General features: G+C 62.4%; 18 protein-coding genes and 1 tRNA gene. 10 read left to right on the plus strand and 9 right to left on the minus strand.

Features of this window, described 5'->3' with window-relative positions; genetic code table 11:
• The first annotated feature begins 1 nt into the window (after window position 1).
• A complete protein-coding gene (locus ATE67_RS09910) occupies window positions 2-1,906 on the plus strand; it encodes a UvrD-helicase domain-containing protein (RefSeq protein WP_058816549.1) in 1,905 nt (634 codons plus the stop codon).
• A gap of 80 nt (window positions 1,907-1,986) precedes the next feature.
• On the opposite strand, the gene ATE67_RS09915 is transcribed toward ATE67_RS09910, so the two are convergent.
• Window positions 1,987-2,310, minus strand: coding sequence for a helix-turn-helix domain-containing protein (locus ATE67_RS09915; protein ID WP_058816550.1), 324 nt, complete (start codon window positions 2,308-2,310; stop codon window positions 1,987-1,989).
• A 14-nt stretch (window positions 2,311-2,324) separates the two neighbouring features.
• Here ATE67_RS09915 and ATE67_RS09920 point away from each other — a divergent pair, with 14 nt between their 5' ends.
• From ATE67_RS09920 to ATE67_RS21380, 5 genes are all read left to right on the plus strand, one after another.
• Complete coding sequence (locus tag ATE67_RS09920) at window positions 2,325-3,182, plus strand: 8-oxoguanine DNA glycosylase (protein WP_058816551.1); 858 nt, start codon at window positions 2,325-2,327, stop codon at window positions 3,180-3,182.
• Window positions 3,183-3,295: 113 nt separating this feature from the next.
• Window positions 3,296-3,679: a hypothetical protein gene (locus ATE67_RS09925; protein ID WP_058816552.1), complete on the plus strand. Its 384-nt coding sequence runs from the start codon at window positions 3,296-3,298 to the stop codon at window positions 3,677-3,679.
• Window positions 3,676-4,866: a PfkB family carbohydrate kinase gene (locus ATE67_RS09930; RefSeq protein ID WP_058816553.1), complete on the plus strand. Its 1,191-nt coding sequence runs from the start codon at window positions 3,676-3,678 to the stop codon at window positions 4,864-4,866. Before ATE67_RS09925 ends, ATE67_RS09930 begins: the two co-directional genes overlap by 4 nt.
• Entirely contained in the window at window positions 4,863-5,456 is a 594-nt protein-coding gene (locus ATE67_RS09935) for a 7-cyano-7-deazaguanine synthase (RefSeq protein WP_058816554.1), read from the plus strand. The genes ATE67_RS09930 and ATE67_RS09935 overlap by 4 nt, the downstream gene beginning before the upstream one ends.
• Window positions 5,440-6,126, plus strand: coding sequence for a hypothetical protein (locus tag ATE67_RS21380; protein WP_156416971.1), 687 nt, complete (start codon window positions 5,440-5,442; stop codon window positions 6,124-6,126). Before ATE67_RS09935 ends, ATE67_RS21380 begins: the two co-directional genes overlap by 17 nt.
• Window positions 6,127-6,392: 266 nt before the next feature.
• Here ATE67_RS21380 and ATE67_RS09950 read toward each other — a convergent pair.
• From ATE67_RS09950 to ATE67_RS09965, 4 genes are all read right to left on the minus strand, one after another.
• Window positions 6,393-6,477 (minus strand) — tRNA-Leu (locus tag ATE67_RS09950).
• Between the two features lie 61 nt (window positions 6,478-6,538).
• Entirely contained in the window at window positions 6,539-7,825 is a 1,287-nt protein-coding gene (locus ATE67_RS09955; protein WP_058816557.1) for a site-specific integrase, read from the minus strand.
• A 197-nt stretch (window positions 7,826-8,022) separates the two neighbouring features.
• A complete protein-coding gene (locus ATE67_RS09960) occupies window positions 8,023-9,477 on the minus strand; it encodes a coniferyl aldehyde dehydrogenase (RefSeq protein ID WP_058816558.1) in 1,455 nt (484 codons plus the stop codon).
• Between the two features lie 119 nt (window positions 9,478-9,596).
• Entirely contained in the window at window positions 9,597-10,325 is a 729-nt protein-coding gene (locus ATE67_RS09965) for a toll/interleukin-1 receptor domain-containing protein (RefSeq protein ID WP_197411918.1), read from the minus strand.
• 316 nt (window positions 10,326-10,641) lie between these two features.
• Between ATE67_RS09965 and ATE67_RS09970 the strand changes: the two genes are divergently transcribed.
• From ATE67_RS09970 to ATE67_RS09980, 3 genes are all read left to right on the plus strand, one after another.
• A complete protein-coding gene (locus ATE67_RS09970; RefSeq protein ID WP_058816560.1) occupies window positions 10,642-11,829 on the plus strand; it encodes an acetyl-CoA C-acyltransferase in 1,188 nt (395 codons plus the stop codon).
• A gap of 192 nt (window positions 11,830-12,021) precedes the next feature.
• Complete coding sequence (locus tag ATE67_RS09975; protein ID WP_058816561.1) at window positions 12,022-12,489, plus strand: hypothetical protein; 468 nt, start codon at window positions 12,022-12,024, stop codon at window positions 12,487-12,489.
• A gap of 117 nt (window positions 12,490-12,606) precedes the next feature.
• A complete protein-coding gene (locus tag ATE67_RS09980; protein ID WP_058816562.1) occupies window positions 12,607-13,002 on the plus strand; it encodes a hypothetical protein in 396 nt (131 codons plus the stop codon).
• Window positions 13,003-13,024: 22 nt separating this feature from the next.
• Here ATE67_RS09980 and ATE67_RS09985 read toward each other — a convergent pair whose 3' ends face one another.
• Window positions 13,025-13,483 carry an SH3 domain-containing protein gene (locus tag ATE67_RS09985; protein ID WP_058816563.1) on the minus strand — a complete coding sequence of 153 codons (459 nt, stop codon included), beginning with the start codon at window positions 13,481-13,483 and terminating at the stop codon, window positions 13,025-13,027.
• 126 nt (window positions 13,484-13,609) lie between these two features.
• Between ATE67_RS09985 and ATE67_RS09990 the strand changes: the two genes are divergently transcribed.
• The gene (locus ATE67_RS09990) at window positions 13,610-14,608 is read left to right on the plus strand and encodes a 2-hydroxyacid dehydrogenase (protein ID WP_058816564.1); all 999 of its coding nucleotides are present in this window, start codon (window positions 13,610-13,612) and stop codon (window positions 14,606-14,608) included.
• Window positions 14,609-14,696: 88 nt separating this feature from the next.
• On the opposite strand, the gene ATE67_RS09995 is transcribed toward ATE67_RS09990, so the two are convergent.
• The 3 genes from ATE67_RS09995 to ATE67_RS10005 form a co-directional block, all read right to left on the minus strand.
• Window positions 14,697-16,100 (minus strand): NAD(P)H-dependent flavin oxidoreductase, encoded by a 1,404-nt coding sequence (locus ATE67_RS09995; protein ID WP_058816565.1) that lies wholly within the window; start codon window positions 16,098-16,100, stop codon window positions 14,697-14,699.
• Window positions 16,101-16,198: 98 nt separating this feature from the next.
• On the minus strand, window positions 16,199-17,344 hold the full coding sequence (locus tag ATE67_RS10000; RefSeq protein ID WP_058816566.1) for a glycosyltransferase: 1,146 nt from the start codon (window positions 17,342-17,344) through the stop codon (window positions 16,199-16,201).
• Window positions 17,341-18,237, minus strand: coding sequence for an alpha/beta fold hydrolase (locus ATE67_RS10005; protein WP_197411929.1), 897 nt, complete (start codon window positions 18,235-18,237; stop codon window positions 17,341-17,343). The genes ATE67_RS10000 and ATE67_RS10005 overlap by 4 nt, the downstream gene beginning before the upstream one ends.
• Window positions 18,238-18,290 lie beyond the last annotated feature (53 nt).

An 18,290-nucleotide genomic window follows, 5' to 3' on the forward strand; every position in this document is an offset into this window, starting at 1 on the left:
CGTGGCGGTATTGGCGCGGCGTGTGCGCGCCGATCAATGGGCACCGATCGGAGTCGACGCGCTCGAATCCAATGCGATGGCGGTCGTGAAATCTACCGACAATCGCTCGGTGATCGCCGGCCCGGGCGCGGGCAAGACGGAACTTCTCGCACAGCGCGCTGCTTTCTTGCTGCAAACCGGGACATCGCCGCCGCCGCGCCGCATTCTGGCGATCAGCTTCAAGCGCGATGCGGCGACCAATCTGGCCGCGCGTGTCGGCAAGCGATGCCACCGCAGCCACGCCGGTCGTCTGGATTCCATGACGTTCGATGCGTTTGCAAAGGGGCTAGTTGATCGGTTCGGCCAAGCGCTGCCCGAGCGCTGGCGGCCCCGACCGGACTATGAAATCATGTTTCCGACCGAAGCACTGTATCGTGGCTTCCTCTCCCAGGACGTCGGTGCCCCACCGCCAATCATCGGCTCCTATGCCGATCTTCAGGCCATTGCGTCCAAGACGTTCGAGCGCTCGATGTTGCTGGGTAAACCGATTCCCGAAGACGGCTGGCCGATACCGGCGGTAGGGCAATGGGCCGCCGACCGGTTCTGGCAATCCTCGTTGCACGAGGGAATGAAGACCCGACTGTCGTTTCCGATGATCGGGCGGCTCGCCGAACTCCTGCTGCGCGTCAATCCGATGGCCCGCGACGCGCTGAGACTGACCTACTCGCATCTATTCATGGACGAATTTCAAGACACGACGCAGGTTCAATACGATCTTGTCCGCACGATCTTCAAGGACACCGGCACGGTGATCACGGCCGTCGGCGACAACAAGCAGCAGATCATGCGCTGGGCGATGGCGATGGACGACCCGTTTGCGGCGTTCGACGCGGACTTCGGCGCGCAATGCACACCGCTCTATAACAATTACCGCTCATCACCTGAACTGGTGCGAATTCAGCACATTCTCGCGCAGGCGCTGGACGCGCATGCCGTCGAGCCGGTCTCGAAGACGACCGGAACGATCTCGGGCGAAAGCTGCGCCATCTGGGATTTCTCGACGCCCGAGGTCGAAGCCAGCCGTCTCGCGGCCTTTGTTACAAGCGAGATGAAAACGCACGGGCTCGGCCCGCGCGATTTTGCGATTTTGGTGCGGCAGAAGGCAGCCGAATATGCAGCCGTTCTGGAGCCTGCATTTGAAGCGGCCAAGATACCGCTACGCAATGAAGATGGGGCCGTTGGCGCGGTGAAGTTGCAGGAACTGCTGACAGAGGAAGCGTCGCAACTGGCCGTCCAGCTTTTGCGGTTGTCGACGACCAAGCGGGCCGGGCGGTATTGGTCGGCAGGTCTGAATGCACTTGCTGCGCTACAGGGAATTTCCATCGAGGATGAGGCTGGGCACGCAAGGCTTGCGCGCGACCTCGATACCTTCGCACTAAAGATTGCCGCTACCTATCCGGCGCCACCAGCTTCAACGTCGGAAAGCCTTACGATCGCAAAAAAGTTGATCGACTTCATCGGGCGGGAAAGGCTCGTTGCTGTCCATCCAGCCTACGCACAGGGCGGCTGGCTGGAAAAAGTGATTGAGGCAATCGCGTTACACCTGGCGTCATCCGGAAAGGATGCAGCCGATTGGGGCGAAGCACTCGACGTATATGAGGGCATTGATGCCATCCCGTTGATGACAATCCACAAGAGCAAGGGGCTGGAATACCATAGCGTCATGTTCGTCGGGCTTGACGACGGCGCATGGTGGAGCTTTGCCGGCGACCAGATCGAGGCGACTGCCGGCTTTTTCGTGGGTTTCACCCGCGCAAAGCAGCGGGTAGCGTTCACATATTGCTCAAAACGTGGGCGACGGACGAAGATCGCCACACTCTATGGCCTTCTTGAAAAGGCCGGTGTGCAGATCGTGCAGGTCGCGTAGCGCAATTTCCAAAACCACCTGGGCGAGGTGGACTCACGCCCGATCATTTCCATGCTTGCATAATGAAGCTGCAATCGAGTTCATCTCGATCGCGTTCGGGCAACGCGGCGCTTGGTAGGTGCCCGGCCTTGGGCCGCGAGCAACGTAGCCAGCCTTTTGCTCTGGCGCTCGATTGATCGGGTCAATTCGAGCATTTCGCGGTCCCCGCTCTTCGCAGGCGTCTCAAACGCTTGGTCTTTCGTCCATTGCGCCATGCGCTGCGCAAGGTCGTCCGGCAGAGCGGCGGCTCTGCCAACGACCTTACTATAATGGGGCTGCGTAATCCCGAGCGGGCGAGCGACAGCCAATTGCGTCAACCCAAGGCGCAGCCGGACATCTTCGATATCGTCGAGAATTTTACTCATTGCCAGTCCGCAACATGCATATTATGAATGCATATATGCATGTCTCAAGAGCGTCAACGCAGACGATCACCGCCCTGAAGGCGGGCAAGATCGTCACGTGCACGATGCCGGGCGTGGATGAGCGCCTGAGCGAAGGCCGGCTGCGTTGGGGTTCCGCGGAAATGCCTATGACCCCAGCCTACTGGGCCGCCCAATCGTGGATGTGGGCGCTGGAAGAGCCGGAGCATTTCCGTCTCGGGCGCAGCCTGGCCGAGGAATTGATTGCATGCATATTGGGCGGATACGGCATACCGGCAGAGGTGGGCCTCGCGGCATATGATCGACTTAGACCTAAGCTGAGCGACCCTGTCGCGTTAACTGACGAAGGGCGGGTACACGAGCTCCTGAGCGAACCGCTGGCGGTTGGGAACCGGCAGGTGCGCTATCGTTTTGCGCGGCAGAAGGCGGGATATGTTGCGGCAGCTTGTCGCGAACTTCCCGACATCGATGACGCCCTCCCCGATCGCTTGTTGCGCGATCGATTGATGGGGCTGCGCGGCTTTGGTCCGAAGACAGCATCGTGGGTCGTGCGCAATTGGCGGGCAAGTGATGAAGTTGCGATCCTAGACATCCATATCCTCCGAGCAGGCGTCGACCTGGGAATTTTCCGTGCAGACTGGCGAGTCGAGCGCCATTACGACCTGTTGGAAAGAGCCTATCTGGACTTCGCCGAAGCACTCGGCGTGAAGGCGTCTATTCTTGACTCGGTTATGTGGATGACGATGCGGCAGTTGCCCCGGGCGCGGTCGATACGTGCTCATCAGGCTCGACAAACCGGCCCAAAGCCGCGCAGGCTATCGGCACAGGCAGACCGTCTCGCCATCGCAGGATAAGTAGCTGAGCAACGCCCACGCAACCAGATTGCTTTCTTTGCTAATCTTGGTGAAATCGCGCTGAGTTGCGGCTATTAGCTGTTGCCCATCAATATAACGGAGTTGTGGCAGCTATGTCGGGAAGTGGCGGCGATCGGGACGACTATCGAACATCTACAGCGATCGGATCGACGGGTGCGCCCAAGGGCGGCGGCGGAGGAGCTGGCGGCGGCGGCGGCGATGATCCTTGCGCCATCGTTCAGACAGCGCCGATCAATAGTCCCAATCCTGCCGCCGTCGCGGGCTTGTCAGTCGGCGACCGTCTCGATGTCGCCCTGACGGGAACCGCCCCGCGCCATATTCTAAGGGTTCAAACCCTGGCAGGCGTGACGGTCGGTTCGCTGACGCACCGGGGACATCTCGCGCTGATCAACTGCATCGTGGCGGGCAACGCCTACCAGGCCGAGGTGATCCAAATGACCGGCGGTGCGGTCGTCGTCCGCATCGAGAGGGTATGACCACCGTTGTTGGCGGCGTTTACGCCGAACGATGCTTGGAACCTTTTTGGGATGACGTTTACGGTTCCGCTGGCCGAGCCGCGGCGGCGATGAGCGCCGCAGTGATCGATGTAAAACTGGTGACCTATAGGAGTCCCGATATCGCCGATGGGCTCGACAACCTCGCCGCAGTCTATGGCCTGAGCATTTCGGGTAACGATGCACCACAAGGTGTCACCTTCGATTACATGCATTCGCTCGCCGATCCGCGGATTACACCGCGGCCCGACGCCATATTCAAGCAGAGTGATCTGACAGTCACCGATGATGTTGTGCTTCGCTTCGGGATGCTCGAGGGCACGGCACGGGTGAAGGCGCGGCGAGCAGTATACGATCCGCAGTCTGCATTCGACCCACGTCCATTCCAAGAGAATGGCTCGGCTGCGGATGAGGTCGCGTTGATCCTCAACAGGCTTGAAGGACGTAAGCTGACGGGTGAAGTCGAGCCCCATCAAATAATCGACGCTCTGATCGGTTCGCAGAACGCAGCAGTCGTGGTTCTCAAGCTCGGCGGTCAAGGTGCCATGGTCGCCACCAAGAGTGCCCGCACGGTGATACCGGCCTACAGAAGCGAAACGGTCTGGAAGATCGGCTCGGGCGACGTCTTCTCAGCCGCGTTCACGTTGTTTTGGGGGATTGAAGGACGGCAGCCGGATGAAGCGGCGAACCTCGCTTCTCGGGCGGTCGCCCAATATTCTGGAACCCGCGCGCTGCCAATTCCAAATGCGGCTGAGCTGCTGGCGCTGGACGCCAAGCCGGTGAGCCCAGGCAATGGCCGCGTTTACATCGCCGCGCCCTTCTTCAACCTCGGCGAACTCTGGATGGTCGAGGAAGTCCGCAAGCGGCTGTTGGACATGGGGGTTGCCGTGTTCTCACCGCTTCACGATGTCGGGCGCGGGTCGGCCAGCGAAGTTGCCCGCAAAGACCTGGAGGGGTTGGACGCTTGCGACGCTGTCCTTGCCGTTCTGAACGGTGGTGACACCGGCACAATTTTCGAGATCGGCTACGCCATTGCACGCTCAAAGCCGGTGGTCGCGTTGGCGCAAAATGTAAGGCCGGAAGATCTGAAAATGCCGGAGGGCACGGGCTGCCACATAGCCGGAGACTTCGTCACCGCGATCTATCAGGCGGTCTGGTCACTGCCATGAGGGCGTTGCTTCTGTCGGGCGGTATGGACTCGATCGCGCTCGCCTATTGGCAGCGGCCGGAATTGGCTTTCACGATCGACTACGGACAAGCGCCCGCTTCCGCAGAGATTGCAGCAGCACGACAGGTTTGTGACGAGCTGGGCATTGACCATCATGTCGTCCGGGCGGACTGCTCCTCGCTCGGTTCCGGCGACATGGCGAACAAGACTCCTCTCGATATTGCGCCGGTGCCCGAATGGTGGCCCTTCAGAAATCAATTGCTACTGACGTTGGCGGGAATGCGGGCGGTTTCGCTTGGTGTGCGGACCTTAATGGTCGGATCCGTTGCATCGGACGGCGTACATACCGATGGCCGCAAGGAGTTCTATACGGCGATCGACGCACTGATGGGGCTGCAAGAAGGGACTATGCGGGTTGAAGCACCAGCACTCGGCATGACAACAGCCGAGCTGGTCGAACGGTCAGGCGTTCCTCGTTCACTGCTGGCCTGGGCTCATTCATGTCATATCGGCCCCCTCGCTTGCGGTGCATGCCGCGGTTGCGTGAAACACTACGAAGTCACGATGCAGGTCTATGGCGATCCATACTGATCAAGAGCCTATGCCGCGGTTAGAACCTGCGCCCGTAGCGCGGCGTGTCCCCGATTGGCCGATGGTCTCGAATTGGCCGCGCCAGGTGCGCGCTCCCGCTCACGACTTTCTTTCGACGCTTCATGCGCGGCGCTCCCGCACCGGCGGAAGTGTAGAGGAGGAAGACCTCGCTTCGTTGCTGCGCCACTCTACGCTGCTGCGGCAACGCCGCTTCGACGGAAGATTTGGAGCTTGGGAAAGTCGGTCTGCTCCGGCGGCGGGAGGTCTTCACGCCCTTCATCTGCTTTGCCTGCCGTTCGACAAACACGACGCCTGCGGACTCTATGACGCCGAAGCGCACGGTCTGCGGGCACCCAATTCCCTCGAAGACGCTCGTGCGCTCAACAGGCAAAGCGTCGCAAAGATCGCGGACGCCGGAAAGGGGACAACCCTGCAAATCGTCGCTGATCGGTACCGATACGAAGGTTGCTATGACCATTGCGATAGCTTGATGTGGAGAGACGCGGGCGCGCTGACCGCCGTCGTGTCGTTGGTCGCGACGCTTCTGGGCCTAGTTTCGGTGCCGCTCGGGAGGCATGGCGATGACATCGTCCTTGCCACACAGCTTGGCGCCGGCTTTGTCGGAGTCGGCGGGATTCATATCTGCTCTAAGCCAACTCGGCAGGTTTAGTCCTAAACGAAGAGTGGTCGCTCGAATATCCAGCGCTTAAACCCCAAAAAGTTGCCCTGGGCCTGCTGAAATAGGATCAGTGGCCGCTTCGCGGCGTCTTTTGCGGCGATGGCCGAATCCAGTCCGGGATTCCAATGGCCAGCATGACAATGCCGTTCGATCGTCATTTCGCCGACGCGGGGCGCGGCCCGTATGGGCCGCTCTGCCCCGCTTGGGCATGATCCCGCCACCGTGCGGCGGCGTAACCGGATCATGCCAAAGGGGGCTGGTGCGGGTGGTCGGGCTCGAACCGACACTCCTTGCGGAACGGGATTTTGAATCCCGCGCGTCTACCAGTTTCACCACACCCGCGCAGGGCCTCGCCTATAGCGCCACGATCAAATTGCGCAACGGAGAATCCAAACAAAGCATCCTATTTCGTTGACTTCACGACCTTCTTTCCGGCCGAATCCGTTCCGAGCCGCGCCTTGCGAACATTGACGGCGGATGCGTCGATGTTGTTCTTCAAATGCCGCCCGTAATATTTCTCGATCATCTCGACGCTGGTGCGACAGTTCTTGGCAACTTGGTAGATGTCCGCCCCTTCGAGCAAGCGAAGGCAGATGTAGGTATGCCGCAGACTGTAACAGGTGCGGATATGACCATCGCGGTCGAATTTCAGGTTCAGCTCGTCGAGGACGGTGTTCATCAATTCGCGCGGCGATTTGCCGAACACTCGGTCGGTCGGCTTCAAGCCCTTGCGCTTGCGAATCCGCTCGAACGGCAGGATCGCACCAGGCATCGACTTGCAGAAGCCGACGCCGCGCTTGCCGCGCACCTCGATCTCCAGGATGCGCTCGCCGGTCGATTCGTCTTTCACGATCTTGACGTCGCGCAGCTCGAGCCGGGCTGACTCGTCGGGACGAAGGCCGGTGTTGCCCATGAACAGAACATAGTCGTGAAAATTCTCGCAGACCTCGCGCCAGCGCGGCTTGGGCGGGTTCTTCGCCCGCTCGCGCGTCGCCTCGTAGAGCAGCTTGTATTCCTCGGGCGAGAACCAGGCGCGATGCTCCAGCTTGCCGGACGTCTTGTAGGGCGCGGACATATCCGGGATCGCCGCGATCCAGCCCTTGCGATTGGCGGTCTTTAAGATCTGACGCAACGTGACGATCTCGTGATGCAAGGTCGCGCGGGCCGGTTTTTTCACCTTGCCGGTCTTGGCATCGACCCGCGATGTCTGGCGGTGCGCGCGATATTCCTGAACCTTGCCCGCCGTGATGTCCTCAAGCGCGGTATCGCCGAAGAACGGCAGGAGGTGAACGCGAATGATGTCGGACTTCGATTTCACATAGCCGGCGTTGCGCTCGCCCATTGTGATGACTTCGAACTCGCTGGTGAAGGCCGCTGCCGCATCCTCGAAGCTGGGGCCGGTTGGCCTTGGCCGACGGCGGCCATCGACAACAGGGCCGAGTTCGGCAACGACAGGCTGGACGGAGCTGTTGATCAGGGGGACGCCGCCGCGACGGCGCTGACGATCCTCGACGCACCGTTCCATATACCAGTCGCGGGCAAAATCCTTGGCGGCGGCAAGGCTCTCCTCCTTGGTCGTCTGCCGGTGATTGCGGCTGCCGAGGTAGGTCGCGCATTGCCAGAAGCGGCTGCCCTCGCGCTTATAAACGTGCAGCGCGCCATCCATCAAAACATGGCTCTCTACGGGCATGTGTAAAACTCCAAAGTGTGTAAGACTTGTGTAAGTCTTTTTCGGAGTCTCGACCTTGCTCAAACCATTGGTTTTGCGTGGTTTTTGGCTTAGAAAAATAGGTAGAAGGCGATTTTGAGTCGAGCGCGTCTACCAATTTCACCACAGGGGCATCCGGGCGGTGGCCCCGATAAGGCCCCCTTCCCTGGTTTGCCAAGCTATTTCTTCAGCTCTTTTGCAAGCGTCTTTGCCGTCGCTTTGCCATAGGGCGGCTTGAATCCCGCCAGACCCGCCACATCCAGCTTCGGCTGACGATAGACCGCGCGCGCATGACTGAAGGTCTTGAAGCCATCCAATCCATGATAATTGCCCATTCCCGAGGGACCCACCCCGCCGAAGGGCAGGTCCTCCATCGCGTTGTGGAACAGCACGTCGTTGACCGTAACACCGCCCGAGATCGTCCGCGTCAGCACCCGCTCCTCCTCGCTCTTGTCCTGCCCGAAATAGTAAAGGCCGAGCGGGCGGTCATGCTCGTTCACATAGTCGATCGCCTGGTCGATCGTCTTGTACGTCTTCACGGGAAGGATCGGGCCGAAAATTTCCTCCTGCATCACCTTCATGTCATCGGTCGGGTTGCGCACGATGTGGAGCGGCATCTTGTGGCCGTTAGCGCTCGCGAAATCCTCACCGGCGGGATTGACTTCGATCACCTCGGCGCCCTTTTCGCGCGCGTCGGCGAGGTAGCCCTGCAGGCGGTCATAGTTCCGGCCGTTCACCACCGATGTATAGTCGTCGTTCGCCAGCAGCGTCGGATAGAGCGCGGTCGCGCCCTTGGTGACGCTGTCGATCACCTCGCCCTCCTGGTCCTCGGCGACGAGCAGATAGTCGGGGGCGAGGCAGATTTGTCCCGCGTTCATCATCTTGCCGAGCGCGACGCGCTGGCCGACCAGATCCTTGTTCGCGCTGCGCCCGATGAAGGTCGGAGACTTGCCGCCGAGTTCGAGCGTCACGGGCACGAGGTTATCCGCGGCGGCGCGCATGATGTGCCGCCCGACGCCCGTCGCTCCGGTGAAGATCAGATGGTCGAACGCAAGCTTCGAGAAGGAGATCCCAACCTCGGCGTCGCCGGTGAACACCGCCATCTCGGTCTCGTCGAAATAGTCGGGAACGAGCCGCGCCATCAGCGCCGAGACATGCTCGGTAAACTCGCTCGGTTTGATCATCGCCCGGTTGCCCGCAGCGAGGATACCCGCCATCGGCACGAAGACCATGCCGACGGGGAAGTTCCACGGGGCAACGACGCCGACGACGCCTTTGGGCTGATAGACGACCTCGGCCTTCGCGCCGAGCAGGCCGAGCGGGAAGGTCGGCTTCCTTTTCTCGCCCTTCGACCAGGCCGCCAGATGCTTCTTCGCATGCTTCAAGGCGCTGACCGAGGGCATGATGTCGGTCATCAGCGTCTGCTCGCGGCTGCGGTGGCCGAAATCCTCGCTCACCGCTTTCGCGAACTCCTCGGCATGATCGACGAGCATCGCGACCGCGCGGTCGATGCGGTCGGTGCGGACGGCGAGGCTTTCGGGCATGGCCGCGGTGAAGCTTGCTCTCTGCGCCGCGAGCACTGCGTGCATACGCGCGGTTTCGCCGGCAATATCCGGCTTGATCGCGGTGGCCATGACCCGTCTCCCCTATAGTTTGCAGGCGATGTTTGATCACGCCGCGCGTCGAGTTGCAAGATGAAACCGGCTAGTTGCCCCTCGTGACATCGCTCAAAGACATCGTCCCGTCAGTATGACTAAGCGGAGGCTTTTGCTTCTAACAGCCGAGCTTCCGTTCGCGGGTCTGCAGCGAGGAGTTTGTCGATCTCCTCTGCTATCTCTTCAGCGGAGCGGTCACGATGCGGCAGCGCCTGATGTTTGCCTATAAAGCCGGTGGGATCTTCGCCCATCTTAAACGAAATGACCATGGCGCCTCTTCCCAAAGCATACCCGATTTCTTGTTGCGTCCATATTGATGCGGAAAATCCGGGTGTGCGGACCGCGACAAGGGCATCCATAGTTTGGAGTGCGCGCTCAATCTCGTCCTGCCAAGATAGCGTGGGCTGGATATCTTCGTGGGCCACGAAGCCCGAGATACCGTAGCGGGCAAGCGCCTGCTTGAGCTTAGTCGCTCGCGCTTTGTGTTTGCTAATATGCGAGATAAAGAGGCGAAAATCTTTCGTCCCTTCCCAGTTCTTGGGAAGGCCGATTGGAGCAACAATGGGTGTGTGTGGGATAATGTCCAGTTCGCTAGCGACCTGCAATAAGACCGCCTCGGTTACACACGACAGAACAGCTTTGGCGTAGACCCGTTTGCTGTTGGTGTTGGTGCTGTCCACATTGATCGTGGATATGTCGAGCGCCGCAAAGAACGCATCGATGTCGGCATACGTGTATCGGCTCTGAAGTTCGCTGCCGACCTTCTCTAGCAAATCCATTCGTTCTGAAGCTCTCATGCCAACCTGATACTGTGCGACCAACTTCATGTGAAGGCGCTTGGTAGTTACGGTAACGCCTTACTTAACACTACCCGTGAACCGCGGTTGCAGAGACCGCTTTCCTAATAATTCCCGCTATGCTTCAAGATCGAGGATGAACCACAACCCTCCCGCTCCGGCCCGCGACTCCGCCGTCTATCGCCGCGGGCGGATAGGCCCATGGGTTCGCCATAGGGCTGGACTTTACTGAACTTTGACACCGCGCCGCGGGGTTTGGCGGCCTTTGGCTTTCCTCCCCCTTTCGCAGTTGCAGCATTTGGGCTAATCGGGCGACCGATCCAGTTTCCCCACGGAGTCTCTCGATATGACCGCCACCGATCCCGTCGTCTTCCTTTCCTATGCCCGCACGCCGATGGGCGGCATGCAGGGAGCCCTTTCGGACGCGAGCGCGACCGATCTTGGTGCGACCGCGGTCAAGGCGGCGGTCGAACGCGCGGGCGTGTCGGGCGACGATATCGAGCGCATCTATATGGGCTGCGTGCTGCCCGCCGGGCTCGGTCAAGCGCCCGCGCGTCAGGCCGCGATCAAGGCGGGCTTGCCAAAATCGGTGCAGGCGACGACCGTGAACAAGGTGTGTGGCTCGGGTATGCAGACCGTGATCATGGGCGCCGAAGCGCTCGCCGCGGGCAGCGTGGATGTCGTTGTCGCGGGCGGCATGGAATCGATGACCAACGCGCCGTACCTGCTCAAGAAGCACCGTTCGGGCGCGCGCATCGGGCACGACACCGCTTATGACCATATGTTCCTCGACGGCCTCGAAGACGCCTATGAGGCTGGCCGCGCGATGGGCACCTTTGCGCAGGATACGGCCGACGCCTACCAGCTCAGCCGCCAGGCGCAGGACGAATATACCCTCGAATCGCTGAGCCGCGCCAAGGCCGCGATCGCCGACGGCGCCTTTGCTGCGGAAATCGCACCGGTGACGATCGCCGGCCGCAAGGGTGATGTCATCGTCGACACCGACGAAGCGCCCGGCAAGGCGATGCCCGACAAGATCCCGACGCTGAAGCCCGCCTTCGCCAAGGACGGCACGATCACCGCCGCGACCAGCAGCTCGATCTCCGACGGCGCCGCCGCGGTGGTGCTGACGCGCCAGTCGGTAGCCGACGCCAAGGGCGCGAAGCCGGTCGCGCGCCTCGTCGCGCATGCTGCGCACGCGCAGGAGCCGAAGGATTTCACCGTCGCTCCCGTGGGCGCGATCAACAAATTGCTCGCCAAAACCGGCTGGTCGATCGGCGACGTCGACCTGTTCGAGGTCAACGAAGCCTTTGCGTGCGTAGCGATGTTTGCGATGCACGACCTCGGCATCCCGCGCGAAAAGATCAACGTCCATGGCGGCGCGACCGCGCTCGGCCATCCGATCGGCGCCAGCGGCACGCGTATCATCACGACGCTGATCGCCGCGCTCCAGCGCCATGGCAAGACCCGCGGCATTGCGAGCCTGTGCATCGGCGGCGGCGAGGCAACGGCGGTGGCGGTCGAACTCGTCTGACACAATGTTCAAAACGTTCCACGGCGCCGTCGCAAGACGGCGCCGTTTCGTCGTTTTGACCGCGACAAATTGCGACACTAATGACCTGAAAATAAACGACCCATTCGGGAACAATTCAAATCGACTCGCGTAGACCAATCCTCGTCATCGGGCAGATCCTCTCCCCCTGACCGATTGAAAAGGAATGGCACAATGAAGAAGATGCAATTTCTCACCGCCGGCCTGATCGCCGCGATGATGGTTCCAGCGGCCGCGCAGGCACAGACTCGCGATATTCGCGAAGACCGCCGCGATGTCCGCGAGGAACGTCGTGAACTTCGCGATGCCCAGCGCTATGGTGACCGCAAGGACGTCCGCGAGGAACGCCGGGAGTATAATGATGCGCGCCGTGACCTTCGCGAAAGCCAGCGCGACTGGCGCCGCGACACGCGCTATTCGAATTATCGCGCCCCGTTCCGATATCAGCAATTCAGTGTCGGCGCGACGCTGCGCCCGAACTATTATGCGCCCAGCTATCGCCCGACATGGGATAGCCGTTGGGGCGTACCGCGGGCTGGCCGCAACCTGACCTACGTCCGTCACTATAACGACCTGCTGCTCGTCAACGAGCGCAACGGCCGGGTGGTGAAGGTCTATCGTAACCACTTCCGCTGGCGCTAAGCCAGGGGGATGGTGAAGGGCCGGGCGGAAACGCCCGGCCCTTTTTCGTGCGCCTTTTCCTTTGCCGCCCCTCCTCGATCGGCGTAACTTTGCCTTTCTTTGATGGGGAGGGAAGTCATGAAAAAGCTTGCGTTGATTGCGGCCTTGTCGCTGCTGGCGGCCTGTTCGCAAAAGGCTGAAGAGAAAAAGGAAGTTGCGGCCGAGCCCGCCGCGGAGGCAGCCCCGGCGCCAGCCGCCGACTCGGGCACTCAGCCGGGCACTTACGACGTCAAAATGGCCGATGGCACGATGGCGACGACCACGATCAACGCCGACGGCACCTATGTCGACACCGATCCCAAGGGCAAAGAGGTTAAAGGCCTTTACGCCAGCCACGATGGCAAGGATTGCTTTGATCCCGAGGGTGATGCGCCGGGCATGTGCTGGGCGGTGGGCAAAGCCGGTGCCGACGGCAGTTTCACTGCCACGGCTGACGACGGCACTGTTGTGACGGTCACCCCGAAGAAGAAATAATTCCGCCGGCGCTGGGGCGACGTCAGTCGCCCCAGATATGGTCGGTCTGGATCCAACCCTTGCGACCCTTGACGTCGAACAGGCACCAGCCGTCCTTGCAGTCGGTGATGCGGCCGACGACGCCCGGCTGGGCGCGATAGGCGACAGCGGATGACAGGCTGGGCTCTTCGCGCATCGGCTGGATGCCGCCGGTGACGATCGCGGTGCGCGTGCGGCTGAGGAGCCGCGCCGCCATCCAGCCCGTCGTCCCGTCGGGATCCTCGATCTTGCGCCAGGTTTCGAAGCGCGCGACGACCTTTACCGGCAGATCCTTGCGGCGATATTCCCATGTCACGGGCACGTCGGGCGACGGCCCTTTACGCATGCGGGCTTCATCGACGTTGATCGACGCCCAATAGGGCAGCTCGACGTCGGATTGCGCGACGGCCGGTCCCATGGCGGCCATCAGCGCTATCCCCAATAGAATCTGGCGGCTGGTCATCGCTCTGCCTTGTCAAACTCGCACCGGCTTTACAACCGCTCGCCGCGCAAAAGGCTGCGTTCGTCCCCAGCCTTTTCGGCGCCCGCCCCCTTGACCCTTCGCCGTGGGCGCGCTCTATCGGCGGCCATGCCCGATTCATCCCGCCCGAAGCGCCCGCGCGTCATCGTCACCCGCCAGTTGATGCCGCATGTCGAGGCGCGCATGGCCGAACTGTTCGACGTGGCGCTGTCGGCGCAGGATCATGCCTTTACCAAGGACGAACTGAAGGCCGCAGTCGCTGATTGCGACGTCTTCGTGCCGACGGTGACCGACGAGATCGACGCGGAGGTCCTTGCGGCGGCGGGCGACCGGCTGAAGCTGATCGCCAATTTCGGCGCCGGGGTCGATCATATCGACCTCGCCGCCGCACGCGCGAAGGGCATCATGGTGTCGAACACGCCGGGCGTCTTCACCGAAGACACCGCCGACATGACGATGGCGCTGATCCTCAGCGTCCCGCGTCGCCTCGCGGAAGGCGAAAAGCTGATGCGGTCGGGCCAATGGGCAGGCTGGGCGCCGAGCGCGATGCTCGGCCACCGCGTCGGCGGCAAGCTGCTCGGCATCATCGGCATGGGGCGCATTGGGCTGGCGGTCGCACGCCGCGCGCGGGCGTTCGGTCTGTCAATCCACTACCACAACCGCCGCCGCCTGCCCGAAGCGATCGAGGAGGAGCTGGGCGCTAGCTATCACGCGAGCGTCGACACGCTGCTGCGCATCAGCGACATCGTCTCGATCCACTGCCCGCATACGGCGGAAACGCACGAAATGGTCAACGCCGCGCGGATCGGGGCGATGAAGCCGACCGCCTATCTGATCAACACCGCGCGCGGCGAAATCGTCGACGAAAAGGCGCTGATCGCGGCGCTGCAGACCGGCCGCATCGCGGGCGCAGGCCTCGACGTATATACGCACGAGCCCGCGGTCGACCCCGTGCTGCTCGCGCTCGACAATGTCGTGCTGCTCCCGCACCTCGGCTCGGCGACGATCGAGGGGCGCGAAGCCTCGGGCGAGAAGGTCATCGCCAACATCCGCGCTTGGTGCGACGGGCACAGGCCGCCCGATCAGGTGCTGGAGGGGTGGGCCTGACCAATCCGTCGCCCCCGCGAAGGCGGGGGCCGTTGTCGGTATAGCGCCAAGCTGCCAGCGGCCCCCGCCTTCGCGGGGGCGACGCTGTTCAATCCCCCGTCAGAATCCGATCCACCAGCTGCTTCACCGTCGGGGTGAAGTTGTTCGAATAAAAGGGATCGGTCTTGAAGTTGAACGCTGCGTGGCCCGCGAACATCAGATTCTGTTCGACGTCGCCGCCGTGCGCGATGTCCTGCAGCGTCTTCTGGATGCAGAAGCTGCGCGGATCGGCGAGGTAGCCGGTCGAATAATCGTCATGGTCTTTCCATGCCGAAAAGCCGCAGTGCGACAGGCAGCCCATGCAGTCGGCCTGATCCTTGCGGATCACGGCCTTGTCGGTGTCGGTGACGAAGACGACGGTGTTGTCGGGCGTCTTGAGCGCTTCGGTATAGCCTTCGGCCACCCAGTCGCGCGCGCGGTCGCGGTCGTGCGGGGTGACCCAGAAATTCTTGCCCTTCACGCCGACGTCGAGCTGGACCACATGATCGCCCGCTTCCTGCTTCGAATAGGGAATCTGGCGTTCCGAGCGCGCTTCGAGGTCGCGGAGAAACGGGTTGCGCACCGCGCTCGAATAAAAACCCGTCGGCGAGAAGCGGTGAAGCAGCACGTCGCCCTCGTCGAGGGTCCGGAGGCGGTCTTTCCACTCCTGCGGAATCGGGCTTTCCTCGGTCAGCAGCGGACGCGTGCCGTACTGGAAGACAATCTGGCCGAGCTCGGGATTGTCGATCCAATGCTCCCAGTCGCGCAGATACCAGACGCCGCCCGCCATCACGATCGGCACATCGTCCGAGATACCCTCAGCGCGCATCGTGTCGCGCAGCGCCTTGACGCGCGGATAGGGGTCTTCGGGCTTCAGCGGATCTTCAGCGTTCGACAGACCGTTGTGGCCGCCAGCGAGCCAGGGATCTTCATAGACCACCGCGCCCATCAGGTCGGCGACCTTCGAATAGGCGCGCTTCCACAGCGCGCGAAAAGCACGCGCCGACGAGATGATCGGCAGATAATTGACGTTGTGGCGCGCCGCGATCTCACTAAGCTTATACGGCATGCCGGCGCCGCACGTGACGCCAGTGACAAGGCCTTTGGTGCGTTCGAGCACGCCCTCCAGCACCTGCTGAGCGCCACCCATTTCCCAAAGCACGTTGATGTTGATCGCGCCCTTGCCGCTCGCGACGTCATAGGCGCGCTTGACCTGCTCGACCGCGCCGTCGATCGCGTACTGGATCAGCTCCTCGTGGCGTTCCTTGCGCGTCAGCGCGCGGTATATTTGCGGAATGATCTTGCCATCGGCGTCGTAGCTGTCGGCGTTGACCGCCGACACGGTGCCGATCCCGCCCGCCGCGGCCCAAGCGCCGCTCGACATATGGTTGGTCGCCGACACGCCCTTGCCGCCCTCGACCAGCGGCCACACTTCCCGGCCGCCGTAAACGATGGGCTTCAAACCTTTGAACACGTTAAACCTCTTTCTCTCCAGCCGCGGCTCTTTGCCAGCAGGCCCCCGTTTGCCGCTTCCGTAAGCGGAAGCATGCCGTGAAAGTCAATGGCCGCGCGCTATTCCCCGCAGAAGAGGCGGCGACCCTTAAGCGCGCGACCATAGAGATTTTCGTAAGCGGCGACCATGGTTGATTCGTCGAAGCGGGCAGCGGCCACTTCGCGGTTTGCGTGGCCGATGCGGGCGCGGAGTTCGGCGTCTTCGGCCAGCGACGCCAAGGCCTTGCGGAACGCCGCGTCGTCGCTGGCGATGAAGGGACAGTTCCGCCCCGACACCATCGCGGCGACGTCGCCGACGTCGGGGCTGACGACCGGGAGACCAGCCGCCATCGCCTCGATCACAGCGATCGGCGCCTGCTCGCTTTGCGATGACAGCGCGAGCAGATCAAAGTGGCCGATCCACTTGTGCGGCTGGGCCATGAAGCCGGGCATGACGAGCCGGTCGGCGATGCCGCAAGCCGCGGCTTCGGCCGTGATCGCCTCACGCTCGGGCCCCTCCCCCACGATCACCAGCCGGACGTTGGGCGGCAACGTCGCGACCGCGCGCACCAGCCGCGGCATATCCTTGACCTTGCGGAGCCCTGCGACGGTCCCGACGACGACCTCGCCCTCGCGCCGCTCGAAGCCGGGGATCGGAACCGCCGGCCCCTTTGCATAGGAAGCGACGTCGATACCGTTGCGGATCAGCTGAACGCGCCGCCGCTTGCCCCATTCGTCGGCGGCGATCCGTTCGAGCAAAGTCGACGGCACCACCAGCGCCTCGGTCGTAGGCAGCGCGAGGCGGCGAAAGCTGCTCCGCTTCCAGTTACGCCGAACGCTCTCATCCTCGTTGAAGCCATCTTCATGATGGATCATCGGCGGCAGGTTCCGGAAGGGCGAGAACAGGCGATGCGCCATCACCCCGTCCATCGAACCCCAATTATAACTGAGCACAAGGTCGAAGCGGCGCATGTAGCGCGCCAGCGCGCGATAGCGCCCTAGGCCCGGCTTGCCGTGGAGCGGCGGCGCGTCGGCGGGAAAGCGCACGTCGATGCCCCGATCGATCGCATCGCGTGCGCCCGTCGCCTGGGGCACCGCCGATATAATGACGTGCCGCGCTCGCGGCCCCATGAGATTCATCAGGCGGACAGCGCGCGCTTCTTTGCCGCCCAGCGAAAAGCTGGAATGAAGGTGCAGGATACGCACGGGAGTGCGGGCGCCGGTCACGCGGCGGGCAGCTCCGCGATCCAGGCGCCGATCGCCGTGCGCGCCTTGGCCTCGTCCATCGTCGGCGCATGGCCGACGCCGGGAATCTCGACTAGCCGGGCGTTTGGCAGCGCTTTCGCCATTTTCTTGCCCGCCGCCCCCGACAGGATGTCGGACAGCGCCCCCCGCAACACCAGCACCGGCACGTCGCCGAGCGCCCGGTAGGCGGGCCACAGATCGACGCCTGCATCGCCGCCGTTCGGCACCCGCAGCGGCGCCGCGATCTGCTTGTCGTAATCGGTGACGATCCGCCCCTCCTGCGTCAGGCGGTGCGTGCGCTTGGTGATGCGCAGCCAGTCGTGGATGTCGTAGCCGGGATAGACGGCGGCATTAAGGTCGGCATAGGCGCGCGCTGCGTGGATCCAGGTGGGCTGGCTGCCCCCAGCGCCGATATAGTCGCGAATGCGTTCGAGCCCCGCCGCTTCCAGCTCCGGCCCGACGTCATTGAGCACAGCACCGACGATGCGACCCGGTTGGGTCGCGGCGAGCAGCATCGAGACGAGCCCGCCGAGCGAGGTGCCTACGGTCGCAAAGCGCTTGATCTTCATCTCGTCCAACAACGCGACGATGTCCTGCACATAGGTCAGCGGGACATAGGTCATCGGGTCCTTGGCATAAGCGCTTTCGCCGCGTCCGCGAAATTCTGCGACGATCACCCGGCGCTTTGCCGCCATGACGGGCGCCAATCCCTCGAAATCCCGCGCGTTGCGCGCAAGACCGGGCATGCAGAGGATCGGCGGCAGGGCGTCGCCGCCCTTTGGACCAGCATAGATGCGCGCATGCAGGCGGACGCCATCGTGCGACCACCAATAATGGTCGTCCCAATCGCGCTTGATATCCTGCCTCGCCGAAATCGCGCGTCCCCTTCATTACGGCCCCCGCCCGTCTATCGCCAACCTGCGCGCGC

The organism is Sphingopyxis sp. H050 (assembly GCF_001468265.1).
Classification (GTDB): domain Bacteria; phylum Pseudomonadota; class Alphaproteobacteria; order Sphingomonadales; family Sphingomonadaceae; genus Sphingopyxis.